The following is a 16370-nucleotide window of genomic DNA, read 5'->3' as shown; positions in this document are numbered from 1 at the left end:
TTATATGGTCAAGTGAATAAGCGCATACGGTGGATGCCTTGGCAGTCAGAGGCGATGAAAGACGTGATAGCCTGCGATAAGCTTCGGGGAGGTGGCAAATGACCTTTGATCCGGAGATCTCTGAATGGGGAAACCCACCCAGCATAAGCTGGGTATCACACACTGAATACATAGGTGTGTGAGGCGAACCAGGGGAACTGAAACATCTAAGTACCCTGAGGAAAAGAAATCAACCGAGATTCCCCAAGTAGTGGCGAGCGAACGGGGACCAGCCCTTAAGCAGTTTTGAGTTTAGTAGAACGCTCTGGAAAGTGCGGCCATAGTGGGTGATAGCCCCGTATACGAAAGACTCTTAGCTGTGAAATCGAGTAGGTCGGCGCACGTGAAACGTTGACTGAACATGGGGGGACCATCCTCCAAGGCTAAATACTCCTGACTGACCGATAGTGAACCAGTACCGTGAGGGAAAGGCGAAAAGAACCCCTGTGAGGGGAGTGAAATAGAACCTGAAACCGTATGCGTACAAGCAGTGGGAGCAGACTTGTTCTGTGACTGCGTACCTTTTGTATAATGGGTCAGCGACTTATATTCAGTGGCGAGCTTAACCGTCTAGGGGAGGCGTAGGGAAACCGAGTCTTAATAGGGCGTTTAGTCGCTGGGTATAGACCCGAAACCGGGCGATCTATCCATGGGCAGGTTGAAGGTGCCGTAACAGGCACTGGAGGACCGAACCGACTACCGTTGAAAAGTTAGCGGATGACTTGTGGATAGGAGTGAAAGGCTAATCAAGCTCGGAGATAGCTGGTTCTCCTCGAAAGCTATTTAGGTAGCGCCTCGTGTATCACCACTGGGGGTAGAGCACTGTTTCGGCTAGGGGGTCATCCCGACTTACCAAACCGATGCAAACTCCGAATACCAGTGAGTGTCAGCACGGGAGACACACGGCGGGTGCTAACGTCCGTCGTGAAAAGGGAAACAACCCAGACCGTCAGCTAAGGTCCCAAAGTTATGGTTAAGTGGGAAACGATGTGGGAAGGCTTAGACAGCTAGGAGGTTGGCTTAGAAGCAGCCATCCTTTAAAGAAAGCGTAATAGCTCACTAGTCGAGTCGGCCTGCGCGGAAGATGTAACGGGGCTCAAACCATACACCGAAGCTACGGGTTCATCGTAAGATGAGCGGTAGAGGAGCGTTCTGTAAGCCTGTGAAGGTCAATTGAGAAGTTGGCTGGAGGTATCAGAAGTGCGAATGCTGACATGAGTAACGACAAAGGGAGTGAAAAACTCCCTCGCCGGAAGACCAAGGGTTCCTGCGCAACGTTAATCGACGCAGGGTGAGTCGACCCCTAAGGCGAGGCCGAAAGGCGTAGTCGATGGGAAACGGGTTAATATTCCCGTACTTCTAGTTACTGCGATGGAGGGACGGAGAAGGCTAGGCCAGCACGGCGTTGGTTGTCCGTGTTTAAGGTTGTAGGCTGGTGACTTAGGTAAATCCGGGTCGCTAAGGCCGAGAGCTGATGACGAGTGTTCTTTAGAACGCGAAGTGGTTGATGCCATGCTTCCAGGAAAAGCTTCTAAGCTTCAGGTAACTAGAAATCGTACCCCAAACCGACACAGGTGGTCAGGTAGAGAATACCAAGGCGCTTGAGAGAACTCGGGTGAAGGAACTAGGCAAAATGGCACCGTAACTTCGGGAGAAGGTGCGCCGATGAGGGTGAAGCATTTACTGCGTAAGCCCATGTCGGTCGAAGATACCAGGCCGCTGCAACTGTTTATTAAAAACATAGCACTCTGCAAACACGAAAGTGGACGTATAGGGTGTGACGCCTGCCCGGTGCCGGAAGGTTAATTGATGGGGTTAGCTTCGGCGAAGCTCTTGATCGAAGCCCCGGTAAACGGCGGCCGTAACTATAACGGTCCTAAGGTAGCGAAATTCCTTGTCGGGTAAGTTCCGACCTGCACGAATGGCGTAATGATGGCGGCGCTGTCTCCACCCGAGACTCAGTGAAATTGAAATCGCTGTGAAGATGCAGTGTATCCGCGGCTAGACGGAAAGACCCCGTGAACCTTTACTATAGCTTTGCACTGGACTTTGAATTTGCTTGTGTAGGATAGGTGGGAGGCTTTGAAGCGTGGACGCCAGTCTGCGTGGAGCCAACCTTGAAATACCACCCTGGCAACTTTGAGGTTCTAACTCTGGTCCGTTATCCGGATCGAGGACAGTGTATGGTGGGTAGTTTGACTGGGGCGGTCTCCTCCCAAAGAGTAACGGAGGAGTACGAAGGTGCGCTCAGCACGGTCGGAAATCGTGCGTAGAGTATAAAGGCAAAAGCGCGCTTGACTGCGAGACCAACACGTCGAGCAGGTACGAAAGTAGGTCTTAGTGATCCGGTGGTTCTGTATGGAAGGGCCATCGCTCAACGGATAAAAGGTACTCCGGGGATAACAGGCTGATACCGCCCAAGAGTTCATATCGACGGCGGTGTTTGGCACCTCGATGTCGGCTCATCACATCCTGGGGCTGAAGCCGGTCCCAAGGGTATGGCTGTTCGCCATTTAAAGTGGTACGCGAGCTGGGTTTAGAACGTCGTGAGACAGTTCGGTCCCTATCTGCCGTGGACGTTTGAGATTTGAGAGGGGCTGACCTTAGTACGAGAGGACCGGGTTGGACGAACCCCTGGTGTTCCGGTTGTGTCGCCAGACGCATTGCCGGGTAGCTACGTTCGGAAAAGATAACCGCTGAAAGCATCTAAGCGGGAAACTTGCCTCAAGATGAGATCTCACCGGGAGCTTGACTCCCCTAAAGGGCCGTCGAAGACTACGACGTTGATAGGTTGGGTGTGTAAGCGCTGTGAGGCGTTGAGCTAACCAATACTAATTGCCCGTGTGGCTTGACCATATAACACCCAAGCAATCTGGTGTTATCGAGCCAAACAGAAACAAACAACTTCGCGAACTTGCGAGATTGCAAATACCTTAACTTCTGTCACACATCCAAGCTTTTTAAGCTGCACGCCTAGCGGGCAGCAACAAATTGCTTGACGACTATAGAGCATTGGAACCACCTGATCCCATCCCGAACTCAGAAGTGAAACGATGCATCGCCGATGGTAGTGTGGGGCTTCCCCATGTGAGAGTAGGTCATCGTCAAGCACCTATACCGAACACCCCGATCAGTCATGGTCGGGGTGTTCTTCTTTGTGCGCACGGAAAATTCGCCTGGGTCAGCGCTGCTGCGGGCGGCAGAGTCAGGTCGATAATCCGGACGCCTGAACCCGTCAATTGCTTATGTCTTAGCGTTAGATGGAATAAGAAAATCCGTCTAAGCCGAATGTTGTTCTAAGTCTTTGCGGCTTGTAATCTTGGCGTCCTATTCAAAAAGGCGCCTTGTGCGTGTGGAGGATGCAATGTTTCAGTCACCCGGCAAACTGATCAAGCGATTGGTAGTTACTCTGGCCGTTACCGGTAGTGTGGGCATGGCAAATGCCCAGGCAGCTGACCAGGAGATTCTGAACTCCTCCTACGATATTGCCCGCGAGCTGTTTGCCTCGTATAACGAGTTGTTCACACAGCACTGGCTGGATGAAACCGGCAAAACCGTCGAGATCAAACAATCCCACGGTGGCTCTTCGAAGCAGGCACAGGCAATCATTCAGGGGCTGCGTGCGGACTTGGTTACTTACAACCAGGTTACCGACGTGGACATTCTCCACCAGCGCGGGAATCTGATTCCGGCCGACTGGCGTAAGCGGCTGCCGAACGCGTCCTCGCCGTACTACTCGACCATGGCGTTTCTGGTGCGCAAGGGTAATCCGAAAAACATCCAGAACTGGGACGACCTGGTGCGTGACGATGTCAGCTCTGTTCTGCCAAACCCGAAAACCTCGGGTAATGGTCGCTATACCTATCTTGCGGCGCTTGGTTATGCACAAAAGACGTTTGGCGACGATCAGGCTGCCATTGACGAGTTCCTGCGTGACTTTCTCGGCAACGTCGCTGTATTTGATACCGGTGGGCGCGGTGCGACCACCACCTTTATCGAACGGGGCATCGGTGACGTGCTGCTGACGTTTGAGTCGGAAGTTAACAACATTGCTGCCCAGTATCCGCCGGGTGAGTACCAGGTCGTAGTACCTAAGGTCAGCTTCCTTGCCGAGTTTCCGGTTACTTGGATAGATCGCAACGTTGAGCGTAACGGTACGGCCGATGTTGCCAGGGAATATCTGGAATACCTGTATAGCGAAGAGGCTCAGCGCCTGATCGCCGGCTTTAATTACCGCGTCCATGACCAGGCGGTGCAAGCCGAGTTTGCTGATCGCTTCCCCGAGCTGGAGTTGCTGCCGATCGAGGAGATTGCCGGCGACTGGGAGACGGCTATGACCGTTCACTTTGGCAGTGGCGGCAAGCTGGATCAACTGCAGCGCAGGTAAACAAGCACTATGAATCGTAGTTCCAGCGGTTGGTCGCTGTTTGATGCAAAACCCGGCAAGCGAGTGCTGCCGGGTTTTGCGCTCAGTATGGGTATCTCGCTACTGTTCATCAGCCTGGTGCTGCTACTGCCGGTGACGGGGCTGATTGCGCAGACAGCTGATATGTCCTGGTCGCAGTACTGGGCTGTCATCACAGACGAGCGTGTGGTCGCCTCCTACAAGGTCACGCTCTGGGCTGCATTCTTTGCCTCACTTTTCAACGGTGTTGTAGGGCTGTTGCTGGCCTGGGTGCTGCTGCGCTACGAGTTTCCCGGCAAGCGTATCATTGACGCGCTGATCGACCTTCCGTTTGCCCTTCCTACTGCGGTTGCCGGGATTACTCTTGCGGCACTGTTTGCCGAAAACGGTTGGTACGGCCAGATGCTTGCGCTATTGGGCATTAAGGTGGCGTTCACGCCGCTGGGTATCATTGTCGCGATGGCTTTTACCAGCTTGCCGTTTGTAGTCCGCACGGTTCAGCCGGTGCTCGAGGATCTGGCGCCTGAGGATGAAGAAGCGGCTGTGACCATGGGGGCTTCGGATCTCACGGTGTTTCGCCGTGTCGTGTTTCCCGCCCTGTGGCCGGCACTGATGACCGGTGTTGCGCTGTCGTTTACGCGCAGTCTGGGTGAGTTTGGAGCAGTGATCTTTATCGCCGGCAACATGCCGTATGTCAGTGAGATAACCAGTTTGATGATCTTTATCCGGCTGCAGGAGTTCGACTATGCAGCCGCGAGCGCGATTGCGTCCGTTGTGCTGATGGCCTCGCTGGTGCTGCTGTTTTCGATCAATATCTGGCAGGCGCGTTATCTGCGTCGGCTGCACGGCCGGTGAGAGTCCAATATGCATAAGCAGGCACGGTTGCGTATCGCCGATCAGGCATGGGTCAAGTGGTCTCTGGTGAGTCTGGCTTTGCTCGTTGTTGCGCTGGTGCTGGTGGTACCGCTGGCGATCATTTTTGTGCAGGCGTTTTCCGCCGGCGCTGAAACCTTCTGGGCCAATCTGACGGATGAATACACGCTGAGTGCGATTGGTCTGACGCTGCTTGTCGCGGCGCTTACGGTGCCGATCAATCTGGTGTTCGGTATCTTTCTGGCCTGGCTGGTTACCCGTTTCGAGTTTCCCGGCCGCAAGGCATTGATCACCCTTATCGATATTCCGTTCGCGGTATCCCCGGTGGTCGCCGGCTTGTTGTACCTGTTGCTCTACGGCAGTAACGGCTGGCTCGGTGGGTGGCTGATGGATTACGACATCCAGTTGATGTTTGCCTGGCCAGGCATCGTCATGGTCACCGTGTTCGTGACGTGTCCGTTCGTTGCGCGTGAGCTGATTCCGTTGATGCAGCAGCAGGGGCGCGAGGAGGAAGAAGCGGGTGTTGTTTTGGGAGCCAGCGGGTGGCAGCTGTTCCGGCGCGTTACCTTGCCCAACATCCAGTGGGCGCTGATTTATGGTGTTGTGCTGACCAATGCCCGGGCCGTTGGCGAATTCGGTGCGGTGTCGGTTGTCTCCGGTAACATCCGCGGCGAAACCAACACGCTGCCGTTGCACGTTGAGTTGTTGTATCAGGACTACAACGCAGTCGGGGCATTTACCAGTGCTTCGCTGCTGGCCGGTATTGCGCTGCTGACGCTGCTGGTCAAAAGCATGATCGAATGGCGTCAGGCTCGTCAGCAGGCGACGCCGGCGCTACAGACGGATTCACACTGATGAGTATTACCCTCGAGAACATCGACAAGTCATTCGGTAGCTTCCGTGCCCTGCGCGACATTTCGCTGGAGATCCCGGATGGAGAGCTGGTTGGTCTGTTGGGGCCGTCCGGCTCCGGCAAGACCACGTTGCTGCGGATTATTGCGGGGCTGGAAAGTGCCAATGCCGGACGCATTCTGTTTCACGGGCAGGATGTAACCCGTCTGCACGTGCGTGAGCGCAAGGTCGGTTTCGTCTTCCAGCACTATGCGCTGTTCCGCCACATGACCGTTGCAGACAACGTCGCCTTCGGGCTGGATGTACTGCCGCGCCGCCAGCGTCCTTCGGCAGCGGAAATACGCAAGCGCGTTGGTGAGTTGCTGGAGATGGTGCAGTTGTCTCATCTGGCGGGCCGCTACCCCTCTCAGCTATCAGGCGGACAGAAGCAGCGAATCGCCCTGGCGCGAGCGCTAGCGATGCAGCCGCAGATACTGCTACTGGATGAGCCCTTTGGTGCGCTTGATGCGAAGGTGCGCAAGGATCTGCGCAGGTGGTTGCGAAACCTGCATGACGAATTGAACTTCACCAGTGTGTTTGTGACCCACGACCAGGAAGAGGCGCTGGAGCTGTCTGATCGTGTTGTGGTGATGAGTGCGGGCCAGATCGAGCAGGTCGATCAACCGCAGGCGCTGTATGCCCGTCCGGTCAGCCAGTTTGTATTCGACTTTCTCGGTCATGTAAATGTGCTGACGGGCGAGATAGCCGATCAGCGAATTGCTCAGCGCGATGCCTGGATACGCCTGCCCGAGGCAGTTCCTTCCGCGGCAGCTCAGCTGTACTTGCGCCCCCACGAGGTTCGCCTTCAGCTCCATCCTGTGGATCACGCGCATTTGCCGCTGCAGGTGGAGTCGATCAGTCTGGTGGGGGCTGAAGTGCGACTCGAGTTGCGGCCTTGTGGATGGGATGCGCCTCAGCTTTGGGAGGTGGGCATTACCCACGCCGAGTACAATGGCTGGCAACCGCAACGGGGTGATCGCTGCTTCGCTGTGCCGGATGTAGGCCACCTGTTCCGGCCTGATTGCGCAAGTCCGGGCACCTTCTATTGGGGTTAGTGCTGACGGAAGCCCTCGGCAATATGCTCGGCAAGACATTCGGTAACCGGTGACTGGCTGCGCGGGTTACGCAGCAGCACGATGCTTGCCATGGGCATGTCTGGTAATCCTTCTTCCTTACCGATGATGCGCATGTCAGCCGGGATAAGACTCCGTAGCTGTGCCGTGATCGCCAGCCCTGCTCCGACCACGGCCAGAATCGCCGACAGACTTGGGCTGCTGTAGGCCACGCGATAATCGCGGTTCAGGGTGTCCAGCGCATTACAGGCCCAGTTGCGGCAGAAGCAATCTGCGTTGAACATCGCCAGCGGCAGGGTGCTGCGCTCGTGCAGCATGGCGTTTTCTGCCTGCGCCCACACCACCTCTTCCTGACGCAGCAGTTGGCCGATTTCCTTGCCTGGCTCTCGAGTGACGATGGTCAGATCGAGATCCTGGCGCTGGAGTAGCTGAAACGATGGCTCGCAGTGCATCTCGACTTGCACCAGTGGAAATGCTTGCGCAAAGCGGGCCAGTACGCCCGGCAGGAAGCGCGTAACGTAATCGTCGGGTGTGCCGATGCGTACCAGGCCGACCATGTGCGGTGCGCGCAGGCTGTTCAGCGCTTCCCCCTGCAGGCGCAGGATTCGTCGTGCGTAGCCCAGCAATAGTTCGCCTTCGGCGGTAAGCAGCATCTGACGTCCGTTGCGCTGAAACAGGCTGCGCTGTACCACGTCTTCCTCTAGCAGCCTGTTGAAATTCGCCGCGATGATTACGTCCACTGCTTCTGGCAGCAGCGGTCGCGCTCGTTTACTTCCCGTTTAGGGCGCCAATCGATGGAAATAGCCCGATTTGGCGTGCTCCAGGCGCACCTTCCCCGTCAACGCGCTCATGCCATTGAGCCTGTAGCCAGCAGCTTCGGCAGGCGCACCAGGTTGCTTGCCGCCATGGCCAGCTGGAACAGCGCGTCGACACGCTCAAGTCCGCGTTGCTTCACCTGGCGCAGGCCTGCCGCCGCCTTGAGCCAGCCGAAGTGGGTTTCGATCCAGGCGCGAATCTTCAGGCTCAGTCCATAGCCAGCATGGCGCGTGGTACGGCCGTCGATGGCGCTACGCCGGCCACTGGTGTTCTGTGCCACATGCGGTGTCACGCCGAGTGCCCGACAGGCGGCCACGAAGTCTGCCGTATCGTAGGCCTTGTCCGCAGCCAAGGTGCGGCGACGGCGACCACCCAGCTTGCTCAGCATCGCCAGCGCGGCTTCGCGTTCGCCACGGCCACCGGCCAGAGTCACATGAGCACTGCGCACCAGGCCACTGCGGTGTTCCATCAGCACATGCCCCATGTAACTCAGCTGCGCGCCGGTGTTGTGGCTCTTTCGGTACAGCCGGGCATCCGGATCGCTGGTCGAGGCGTGGGTGTCGTTGCTGCGCTTGTGCCCCTTGAAGTCCGGCGGGGCATTGCGTGGTCCGGGGCCTTGATCGTCTGGAGAGTCGTCCTTGGGCCGGAAACTCTTCTGAGAGGCCCAGGCTTGCAGCAATGTGCCGTCGACTGAGAAGTGCTCATCCGAGATCAGCCCCTGCTTCTCTGCCAGGCGCACCACCTCGCTCAGAAATTCGGTGGCCACGGCCTGGGCATTGAGACGGTCACGGTTCTTCGAGAAGACCGAGTGATCCCACACCGGATCATCGATGGCCAAGCCGACGAACCAGCGGAACAGCAGGTTGTAGCCCAGTTGCTCCATGAGCATCCGCTCGCTGCGCAGCGAGTAGAACAACTGCAGCAACTGTGCCCGCATCAGCTTCTCGGGGGCGATCGAGGCGCGACCGGTGTCGGCATACAAGGTGTCAAACAGGGCGCTCATCCGCTGCAGAGCGGTGTCTGCCAGCTTGCGGATGGCGCGCAGGGGGTGAGTCGCTGGCACGAAGTCATCGAGCTTGGCGACAGTGAACAAGGATTCCTGAGTGATATCGGCGCCACGCATGGAAATCGGGGTTCCCGGCAGATTGGAGCCGATATCGTAAACCTTACACTGCAAAGTCAGACAGACCGTAGGCGAATTTCAACAGGCTGCTAGCCGTTTCATCTGCATGCTTACAGCAGATTGCGTGCGATTGACCTGTTCCGCTGCTCGGGTATAGCCGCCTTGATCTGCAATGGCGACGAAGGTGCGAAGCAGCTCGCTGTCGATAGTTGGGTAACTGGCCATTCATCAATCCTGAAGATGGTTTGCATAAAAAGCATTCGTTGGATTGATGCTATGCCGATCGGGACAATTTCTCCAGTGCGATCTGGAGGAATGCTTATGTGCAAGTGTGTTGGACGAGGTGGGTGTGCTGCGTTGGTGTGGCGAGCGGGAAGGCGCGCGCTTGGGGGCTGGCGACGTTGGTGCTACGAGCGCCGTCTGTTGGCGACGATGACTGAGGCAGAGATGAAGGATGTGGGTATCAGTCTCGCAGATGCTCACGAGGAGTTGCGGCGTCCATTCTGGTCGCGTCGGCCGAGAGGATAGCGACGGTCGGCCGCCAACGGTATCATGTGCCGTTCATTGCCACAGGTACAGCCAACCATGCTCAGCGAGATACTTGAATTGCTAGCCGACGGCCGCTTTCACTCCGGCGAGGCTATCGGCTCAGAGCTGGGAGTTAGTCGCGCTGCAGTCTGGAAGGCTCTCAAGCGGCTGGAGGACGATGGCTATCCGCTACAGCGCGTCCGCGGCAAGGGGTATCGGCTGCCTCCCGGTGCGAGCATGCTCAATGTCGGGAAAATACAGTCATTGCTGCCGGCAGAACTTGCAGCGCGCTGGCGGTGGTTTGTGCATGAACAGGTTGACTCAACCAACGCGCAGGCGCAGCGCGCTCTGGATCCGCAGCAGCCCCTGCCGCTTATCGTGCTGGCGGAGCAGCAGCTGGCTGGTCGCGGGCGGCGCGGACGGCAATGGGCAAGTCCGTATGCCCAGAATATCTATATCTCCCTGGCCGAGCCTGTCTCTGCTGGCGGTGCGGGGCTCGAGGGGCTCAGCCTGCTCGTCGGATTATGTCTTGTGCAGGCGCTTGAAGATGTCGGCTACCGAGGTTGCCAGCTCAAGTGGCCGAATGATGTGTTGCTTGATAATGCCAAGCTCGCCGGCATTCTTCTCGAAATCTCGGGTGACCTTACGGGCGACGCCGTTGTCGTCATTGGCGTGGGCGTCAACGTGCTACTCGACTCTGCGGCCAGTATTGATCAGGCATGGACGTCGCTTTTGCGCTCCGGGCAGCATGCGACGCTGGATCGCAATGAGTTGATTGCTGCGCTCCTTCGGCGCTTGGCTCCAGCGCTGGACGCTTTCCATCGCCAGGGCTTTGCTCCGTTCCAGCAGCAATGGATGACGCGTAACGCATGGGCGGGCAAGGCCGTAAAAGTGGTGTCCGGGAGTAATGAGCTCTATGGAGTGGATGCGGGTGTCAATGCCCGGGGCGCGCTGCTGCTGCATACCGAAAGCGGTGACGTTGAAATCAGCGGTGGTGAAGTAAGTCTGAGGTTGAACCATGCTTCTTGAGTTGGACTGCGGCAATACCCTGATCAAATGGCGGCTGCTGGATCGGGAGGGGCGCGTCCGTGACCGGGATATGGCGCCCGACCTAGTCGAGCTGCAACGGTTGCTGGGTGGTCAGGAGCGAGAAATCCACGGCTGCCGGCTGGTCAGTGTTCGTTCCGCCGAAGAGAACCAGGTCGTAATGGATCAGCTTACAAGCTGGCTGAAGCTGCATCCGGTGCTTGCGCGTAGCGCCCAGGAGTTGGCGGGTGTGCGCAATGGTTATGCGGATTTCAGCAAACTCGGAATGGATCGCTGGCTGGCACTGGTGGCCGGCTACAATCTGTGTCGCCGTGCCTGTGTCGTGATTGATCTGGGAACCGCGGTGACGGTCGATTTTGTCAACGCGGCGGGCCAGCATCTGGGGGGATACATTGCGCCGGGCAGCAAGCTGCTGAGGGGAAGCCTCAAGCGTCACACCAGACTGATCCGCTATGAGCAGTCACTGCGCGGCGATCTTGCGCTGCCGCAGCCGGGTGAAAGTACCGCCGAGGCCGTGGAGTTCGGCTGTGATCTTATGCTGGTCGGCTTCGTTCGCGAGCAGCTTCGTGTCGCGCGCCACACGCTCGGCGAAGAAATGGTGGTAATTCTGACCGGTGGGGATGCCGAGCGAATGGCCGAAGCGCTGCCGCAAAACTGCCATATCATCAACGATCTGGTTTTCGATGGGCTGGCGCTGGCTTGTCCCATGGAGATTGATTGATGCGTTCGCTGTTCCTTTTTCTGCTGCTGCTAAACATTCTGTACGCACTTTGGCAGTTGCAGAGCGGCGAACTGGTACCTGATCGCGAGCTTGACGTGTCGGCTCTGCCGGTGCCTGATTCCCTTGTCGAGTCATCGATGATCAGCTCGCACCCTGCGTCTCTCTTGGGTGCCGATACTTCGCCCGCAGCGCTGTGCATTCGTCTCGGTGTCTTTGCAGATCGTGAGGAGGCGGCGCAGTTGCTTCAGCGGCTGCTTGCGCTGGACGTAACGGCGGAGGTGGTAGCGGATGAGATTGTCAGCAGTAGCGATTACTGGCTTGTAATGTCGGTAATGGGTGGGGCTTCGGGCGCACTGGCGAAGCTGTCGTCGCTGCAGGAGCGAGGGATTGATAGCTTTGTGATAACCGAAGGCCCTCTGGCTGGCAACATCTCTCTAGGTGTATTCAGTCGGGAGGATTATGCGGCCGCCCGACAGGCTCAGTTGCAGTCAGACGGTTACGACGTGCGTATCGAGCGAGTGGAAAAATTGCGCAGCCAATATAGTGTCCAGGTGGCTCCCGAAGCGCGCAGGCTGGTAGGCTCGGAGCTGCTGCTCAAGCTGCGGGAGGACTTCCCTGCAATGCAGCATCAATATCAATCGTGCGCACCCGTTGCCAATGAGCGCAACATCCCCTAGAATTGCGCCCGCTTCACGGCTCGGCAGTCCCGGACTTCCGGCCAGTCGGTAAAAAATATCTTCAAGTAAGTGTTTTTGCTGATAAAAGTGTTGACAGAGGGTCGCCAAGTGATGAAAATGGCGCCTCTTTTACGGAGGGGTTCCCGAGCGGTCAAAGGGATCAGACTGTAAATCTGACGGCTTAGCCTTCGAAGGTTCGAATCCTTCCCCCTCCACCAGATTTCGCGTAGTCAGGCTACTTGGCGGGTATAGTTCAATGGTAGAACCTCAGCCTTCCAAGCTGATGGTGCGGGTTCGATTCCCGCTACCCGCTCCAGTCTGACGATGTAATGGTTTGTAAGCTCATGTAGCTCAGTTGGTAGAGCACACCCTTGGTAAGGGTGAGGTCAGCGGTTCAAATCCGCTCATGAGCTCCAATATCAAGGCAGATATGCGAATATCTGCCTTTTATTTAATGGTCGCGTGACACGCGCATTGCTCTCACGAATAGGGGATCTCTCGATGGCTAAAGAGAAGTTCGAACGTAGCAAACCGCACCTGAACGTAGGCACCATCGGTCACGTTGACCATGGCAAGACTACCCTGACTGCAGCTCTGACCCGCGTTTGTGCAGAGTCCTACGGCGGCGCTGCCCGTGCGTTCGACCAGATCGACAACGCGCCGGAAGAGAAGGCTCGCGGTATCACCATCAACACCTCGCACGTAGAGTACGATTCTCCGACTCGCCACTACGCGCACGTTGACTGCCCTGGCCACGCCGACTATGTGAAGAACATGATCACCGGTGCTGCTCAGATGGATGGTGCGATCCTGGTTTGTTCCGCAGCTGACGGCCCGATGCCGCAGACTCGCGAGCACATCCTGCTGTCCCGTCAGGTCGGCGTTCCTTACATTGTCGTGTTCCTGAACAAGGCCGACATGGTTGACGACGAAGAGCTGCTGGAGCTGGTCGAGATGGAAGTTCGCGACCTGCTGAGCGCTTACGACTTCCCGGGTGACGACACTCCGATCATCATCGGTTCTGCTCTGATGGCGCTGGAAGGTAAAGACGACAACGAAATCGGTACGTCTGCCGTTCGCAAGCTGGTTGAGACTCTGGATGCCTACATCCCTGAGCCTGAGCGCGCGATCGACAAGCCGTTCCTGATGCCGATCGAAGACGTATTCTCCATCTCCGGTCGCGGCACCGTGGTAACCGGTCGTGTTGAGCGCGGTATCGTCAAGGTTGGTGAAGAAGTCGAGATCGTTGGTATCAAGGCGACTACCAAGACCACCTGTACCGGTGTTGAAATGTTCCGCAAGCTGCTGGACGAAGGCCGTGCCGGTGAGAACGTTGGTGTTCTGCTGCGTGGTACCAAGCGTGAAGACGTTGAGCGTGGTCAGGTTCTGGCCAAGCCGGGCACCATCACTCCGCACACTCGCTTCGAAGCTGAAGTGTACGTGCTGGGTAAAGATGAAGGCGGTCGTCACACTCCGTTCTTCAAGGGCTACCGTCCGCAGTTCTACTTCCGTACTACTGACGTGACCGGTTCCTGCGAACTGCCGGAAGGCGTTGAAATGGTAATGCCGGGCGACAACGTCAAGCTGGACGTTACCCTGATCGCTCCGATCGCAATGGAAGACGGTCTGCGCTTCGCGATTCGCGAAGGTGGCCGTACCGTTGGCGCCGGTGTAGTAGCCAAGATCATCGAGTAATATTGGTTGATCTTGAACTGTCGGGCCGGTAGTATTGCCGGCTCGACTGCGATTACAGGCCAGTAGCTCAATTGGCAGAGCGGCGGTCTCCAAAACCGCAGGTTGGGGGTTCGATTCCCTCCTGGCCTGCCAGATTAAAATCTGGCTTCCAAAACAGGACTTGAAGATTCATGAGTGCTAAGGCAGAGCTTAACGATAGCCGCTTCGATGTGATCAAGTGGGTTGTTGTGGCTTTAATTGTCTCCGTCGGTGTTTTTGGGGATTCCTACTTCTCTGCCGAGCCTGTTTTGTACCGCGCGATCGCGCTTGTTGTTCTTGCTCTGGTCGCGGGCTTCGTTGCACTGCAGACAAGCAAGGGCAAGGCGTTCTGGTCGCTGCTCAAAGAAGCGCGTATCGAAATACGCAAGGTCGTTTGGCCTACTCGGCAAGAAACCACACAAACAACCATTATCGTTGTTGCGGTGGTTCTGGTTATGGCCCTGATCCTCTGGGGGCTTGATAGCTTGCTGGGTTGGATCGTCTCTCAGTTCATTGGTTAAAGGTGCTCCGTGTCTAAGCGTTGGTACGTAGTGCATGCCTATTCGGGCTTCGAAAAGCATGTAATGCGCTCTCTCCAGGAGCGTGTCAAGCTGGCCGGAATGGAAGACCAATTCGGCGAGATTCTGGTTCCCACCGAAGAAGTGGTGGAAATGCGCAATGGTCAGAAGCGCAAGAGTGAGCGCAAGTTCTTCCCGGGGTATGTGCTTGTTCAAATGGAAATGAACGAGGGAACATGGCACCTGGTCAAGGATACTGCGCGAGTTCTCGGTTTTATTGGTGGTACCGCCGACAAGCCGGCGCCGATCACTGATAAGGAAGCCGAAGCCATTCTTCGTCGCGTTGCAGATGGCACCGACAAGCCGAAGCCGAAGACGCTGTTTGAGCCCGGTGAGGTTGTTCGTGTTACCGACGGTCCCTTTGCTGACTTCAATGGGGTTGTTGAAGAAGTTAACTATGAGAAGAGCCGTGTTCAGGTGGCTGTTCTTATTTTTGGTCGCCCCACGCCAGTGGAGCTAGAGTTCGGCCAGGTCGAAAAAGGCTGATCTCTCCTGATTTCCTGAGCCCTGCAGCGCCTAGCGCGTTGCGGGGCTTTGTTGTCGGTATCAGGGGCTGTTTTTAAACGGGAAGCCGCAAGGCGCTATTACCCTTCGGAGAAAGACAATGGCAAAGAAGATTCAGGCTTATATCAAGCTGCAAGTCAAGGCCGGTCAGGCCAACCCGAGCCCGCCGGTTGGTCCGGCTCTGGGTCAGCACGGCGTAAATATCATGGAATTCTGCAAGGCGTTCAACGCCAAGACTCAGGGCATGGAACCTGGTCTGCCGACTCCGGTGATCATTACTGTTTACAGTGACCGTAGCTTTACTTTTGAAACCAAGAGCACCCCTGCAGCCGTTCTGCTGAAAAAAGCAGCTGGTCTGAAGAGCGGTTCTCCGCGTCCGAACAGCCAGAAAGTGGGTACCGTCACCCGTGCTCAGCTGGAAGAGATCGTCAAGGCCAAAGAGGCTGATCTGACCGCTGCTGATCTGGAAGCTGCCCTGCGCACCATCGCTGGTTCCGCGCGCAGCATGGGCCTTAACGTGGAGGGTGTGTAATGGCTAAGCTGTCCAAGCGTCAAAAGGCAATTGCCGAAAAGGTACAGGCTAACAAGGCTTACACCTTCGAAGAGGCTGCAGCCGTTCTGGCTGACGTATCCAACGTCAAGTTTGTAGAGTCGTTCGACGTTGCTGTAAATCTGGGCGTTGATCCGCGTAAATCCGACCAGGTCGTACGTGGCGCAACCCTGCTGCCAAACGGTACTGGCAAGACTGTGCGCGTTGCTGTGTTCACCCAGGGTGCCAACGCTGAAGCAGCTCTGGCTGCCGGCGCTGACAAAGTCGGTATGGACGATCTGGCCGCCGAAATGAAGGCTGGCGATCTGAACTACGACGTTGTTATCGCCTCTCCGGATGCAATGCGCGTTGTTGGTCAGCTGGGTCAGGTTCTGGGTCCGCGCGGCCTGATGCCGAACCCGAAGGTTGGTACCGTTGCTGCAGACGTCGCCACTGCCGTGAAGAACGCCAAGGCTGGTCAGGTTCGTTATCGCACCGACAAGAACGGCATCATTCACTGCTCCGTAGGCAAGGTAGGCTTTGACGCCACCGCACTGAAGGAGAACGTCGAGGCGCTGCTGGCTGACCTGAAAAAGGCCAAGCCGTCCACCTCCAAAGGCGTATATATCAAGCGCGTAACCCTGAGCACCACCATGGGTCCGGGCGTACAGATCGATCAGGCTTCCCTGAACATCTGATGTTGTTGGAGTGCGCCGTATGCACGGTGCGCTCTTCTTTGATTGGGGTCCCTGCATGGCGGGGGCTGTCCAAGACCGTAGGCGGCGCAAGCCTTAAACCCCGGGAGTGATCCCTCAGGCCTACGCAGATGGTGCTCCCGATTCAGTGCAGGCTG

General features: G+C 56.8%; 14 protein-coding genes, 4 tRNA genes, 2 rRNA genes and 1 pseudogene. 18 read left to right on the top strand and 3 right to left on the bottom strand.

The features are described from left to right. Window positions 1-6 precede the first annotated feature (6 nt). From ACZ5WQ_RS12430 to ACZ5WQ_RS12405, 6 genes are all read left to right on the top strand, one after another. Window positions 7-2895, top strand: a 23S ribosomal RNA gene (locus ACZ5WQ_RS12430). A 138-nt stretch (window positions 2896-3033) separates the two neighbouring features. Then, window positions 3034-3149 (top strand): 5S ribosomal RNA (gene rrf, locus ACZ5WQ_RS12425). 323 nt (window positions 3150-3472) lie between these two features. Continuing rightward, window positions 3473-4426, top strand: a complete 954-nt coding sequence (gene cysP, locus ACZ5WQ_RS12420) for a thiosulfate ABC transporter substrate-binding protein CysP (RefSeq protein ID WP_233049906.1) — start codon at window positions 3473-3475, stop codon at window positions 4424-4426. 9 nt (window positions 4427-4435) lie between these two features. Continuing rightward, window positions 4436-5299: a sulfate/thiosulfate ABC transporter permease CysT gene (gene cysT, locus ACZ5WQ_RS12415; RefSeq protein WP_464382400.1), complete on the top strand. Its 864-nt coding sequence runs from the start codon at window positions 4436-4438 to the stop codon at window positions 5297-5299. A gap of 9 nt (window positions 5300-5308) precedes the next feature. Further along, window positions 5309-6172 carry a sulfate/thiosulfate ABC transporter permease CysW gene (gene cysW / locus ACZ5WQ_RS12410; RefSeq protein ID WP_233048478.1) on the top strand — a complete coding sequence of 288 codons (864 nt, stop codon included), beginning with the start codon at window positions 5309-5311 and terminating at the stop codon, window positions 6170-6172. After that, window positions 6172-7263, top strand: coding sequence for a sulfate/molybdate ABC transporter ATP-binding protein (locus ACZ5WQ_RS12405; RefSeq protein WP_269688490.1), 1092 nt, complete (start codon window positions 6172-6174; stop codon window positions 7261-7263). Before cysW ends, ACZ5WQ_RS12405 begins: the two co-directional genes overlap by 1 nt. Here ACZ5WQ_RS12405 and ACZ5WQ_RS12400 read toward each other — a convergent pair. The 3 genes and pseudogenes from ACZ5WQ_RS12400 to ACZ5WQ_RS12390 all read right to left on the bottom strand — a co-directional run. Continuing rightward, complete coding sequence (locus ACZ5WQ_RS12400) at window positions 7260-8021, bottom strand: LysR substrate-binding domain-containing protein (protein ID WP_464382399.1); 762 nt, start codon at window positions 8019-8021, stop codon at window positions 7260-7262. The genes ACZ5WQ_RS12405 and ACZ5WQ_RS12400 overlap by 4 nt on opposite strands. Before the next feature lie 107 nt (window positions 8022-8128). After that, entirely contained in the window at window positions 8129-9220 is a 1092-nt protein-coding gene (locus tag ACZ5WQ_RS12395) for an IS5 family transposase (RefSeq protein ID WP_464383627.1), read from the bottom strand. A gap of 90 nt (window positions 9221-9310) precedes the next feature. Next, a pseudogene (locus ACZ5WQ_RS12390) lies at window positions 9311-9445 on the bottom strand (LysR family transcriptional regulator); the annotation flags it as partial. Between the two features lie 360 nt (window positions 9446-9805). On the opposite strand from ACZ5WQ_RS12390, the gene birA reads away from it, so the two are divergent. The 12 genes from birA (at window position 9806) to rplA (ending at window position 16215) form a co-directional block, all read left to right on the top strand. Then, window positions 9806-10777, top strand: coding sequence for a bifunctional biotin--[acetyl-CoA-carboxylase] ligase/biotin operon repressor BirA (birA, locus tag ACZ5WQ_RS12385; protein WP_285677716.1), 972 nt, complete (start codon window positions 9806-9808; stop codon window positions 10775-10777). Beyond that, window positions 10767-11516, top strand: a complete 750-nt coding sequence (locus ACZ5WQ_RS12380) for a type III pantothenate kinase (RefSeq protein WP_228247482.1) — start codon at window positions 10767-10769, stop codon at window positions 11514-11516. The genes birA and ACZ5WQ_RS12380 overlap by 11 nt, the downstream gene beginning before the upstream one ends. Beyond that, on the top strand, window positions 11516-12193 hold the full coding sequence (locus ACZ5WQ_RS12375; protein WP_464382398.1) for an SPOR domain-containing protein: 678 nt from the start codon (window positions 11516-11518) through the stop codon (window positions 12191-12193). The genes ACZ5WQ_RS12380 and ACZ5WQ_RS12375 overlap by 1 nt, the downstream gene beginning before the upstream one ends. 133 nt (window positions 12194-12326) lie before the next feature. Continuing rightward, window positions 12327-12411, top strand: a tRNA-Tyr gene (locus tag ACZ5WQ_RS12370). 24 nt (window positions 12412-12435) lie between these two features. Next, a tRNA-Gly gene (locus ACZ5WQ_RS12365) sits at window positions 12436-12509 on the top strand. A 24-nt stretch (window positions 12510-12533) separates the two neighbouring features. Further along, window positions 12534-12609, top strand: a tRNA-Thr gene (locus ACZ5WQ_RS12360). Window positions 12610-12694: 85 nt separating this feature from the next. Then, window positions 12695-13888 carry an elongation factor Tu gene (gene tuf, locus ACZ5WQ_RS12355; protein ID WP_285677714.1) on the top strand — a complete coding sequence of 398 codons (1194 nt, stop codon included), beginning with the start codon at window positions 12695-12697 and terminating at the stop codon, window positions 13886-13888. Between the two features lie 56 nt (window positions 13889-13944). Beyond that, window positions 13945-14020 (top strand) — tRNA-Trp (locus ACZ5WQ_RS12350). A gap of 38 nt (window positions 14021-14058) precedes the next feature. Beyond that, entirely contained in the window at window positions 14059-14427 is a 369-nt protein-coding gene (gene secE, locus ACZ5WQ_RS12345) for a preprotein translocase subunit SecE (protein ID WP_464382397.1), read from the top strand. Between the two features lie 9 nt (window positions 14428-14436). Continuing rightward, window positions 14437-14970 carry a transcription termination/antitermination protein NusG gene (nusG, locus tag ACZ5WQ_RS12340; RefSeq protein WP_088278020.1) on the top strand — a complete coding sequence of 178 codons (534 nt, stop codon included), beginning with the start codon at window positions 14437-14439 and terminating at the stop codon, window positions 14968-14970. A 118-nt stretch (window positions 14971-15088) separates the two neighbouring features. Beyond that, the gene (rplK, locus tag ACZ5WQ_RS12335) at window positions 15089-15520 is read left to right on the top strand and encodes a 50S ribosomal protein L11 (protein ID WP_228247486.1); all 432 of its coding nucleotides are present in this window, start codon (window positions 15089-15091) and stop codon (window positions 15518-15520) included. Then, complete coding sequence (gene rplA / locus ACZ5WQ_RS12330) at window positions 15520-16215, top strand: 50S ribosomal protein L1 (RefSeq protein WP_088278024.1); 696 nt, start codon at window positions 15520-15522, stop codon at window positions 16213-16215. The genes rplK and rplA overlap by 1 nt, the downstream gene beginning before the upstream one ends. Window positions 16216-16370 lie beyond the last annotated feature (155 nt).

This window comes from Halopseudomonas sp. T1L2, assembly GCF_055397385.1.
Note: the sequence above shows the minus strand (reverse complement) of the source record. Positions and strands in the feature narration are given on the sequence as shown.

Coding starts and splice junctions, on each gene's coding strand:
- ACZ5WQ_RS12375 (WP_464382398.1), top strand. CDS start 11,516: ATGCGTTCGCTGTTCCTTTTTCTGCTGCTGCTAAACATTCTGTACGCA.
- ACZ5WQ_RS12380 (WP_228247482.1), top strand. CDS start 10,767: ATGCTTCTTGAGTTGGACTGCGGCAATACCCTGATCAAATGGCGGCTG.
- tuf (WP_285677714.1), top strand. CDS start 12,695: ATGGCTAAAGAGAAGTTCGAACGTAGCAAACCGCACCTGAACGTAGGC.
- birA (WP_285677716.1), top strand. CDS start 9,806: ATGCTCAGCGAGATACTTGAATTGCTAGCCGACGGCCGCTTTCACTCC.
- secE (WP_464382397.1), top strand. CDS start 14,059: ATGAGTGCTAAGGCAGAGCTTAACGATAGCCGCTTCGATGTGATCAAG.
- cysP (WP_233049906.1), top strand. CDS start 3,473: ATGGCAAATGCCCAGGCAGCTGACCAGGAGATTCTGAACTCCTCCTAC.
- cysW (WP_233048478.1), top strand. CDS start 5,309: ATGCATAAGCAGGCACGGTTGCGTATCGCCGATCAGGCATGGGTCAAG.
- ACZ5WQ_RS12395 (WP_464383627.1), bottom strand. CDS start 9,220: ATGCGTGGCGCCGATATCACTCAGGAATCCTTGTTCACTGTCGCCAAG.
- cysT (WP_464382400.1), top strand. CDS start 4,436: ATGAATCGTAGTTCCAGCGGTTGGTCGCTGTTTGATGCAAAACCCGGC.
- ACZ5WQ_RS12405 (WP_269688490.1), top strand. CDS start 6,172: ATGAGTATTACCCTCGAGAACATCGACAAGTCATTCGGTAGCTTCCGT.
- rplK (WP_228247486.1), top strand. CDS start 15,089: ATGGCAAAGAAGATTCAGGCTTATATCAAGCTGCAAGTCAAGGCCGGT.
- rplA (WP_088278024.1), top strand. CDS start 15,520: ATGGCTAAGCTGTCCAAGCGTCAAAAGGCAATTGCCGAAAAGGTACAG.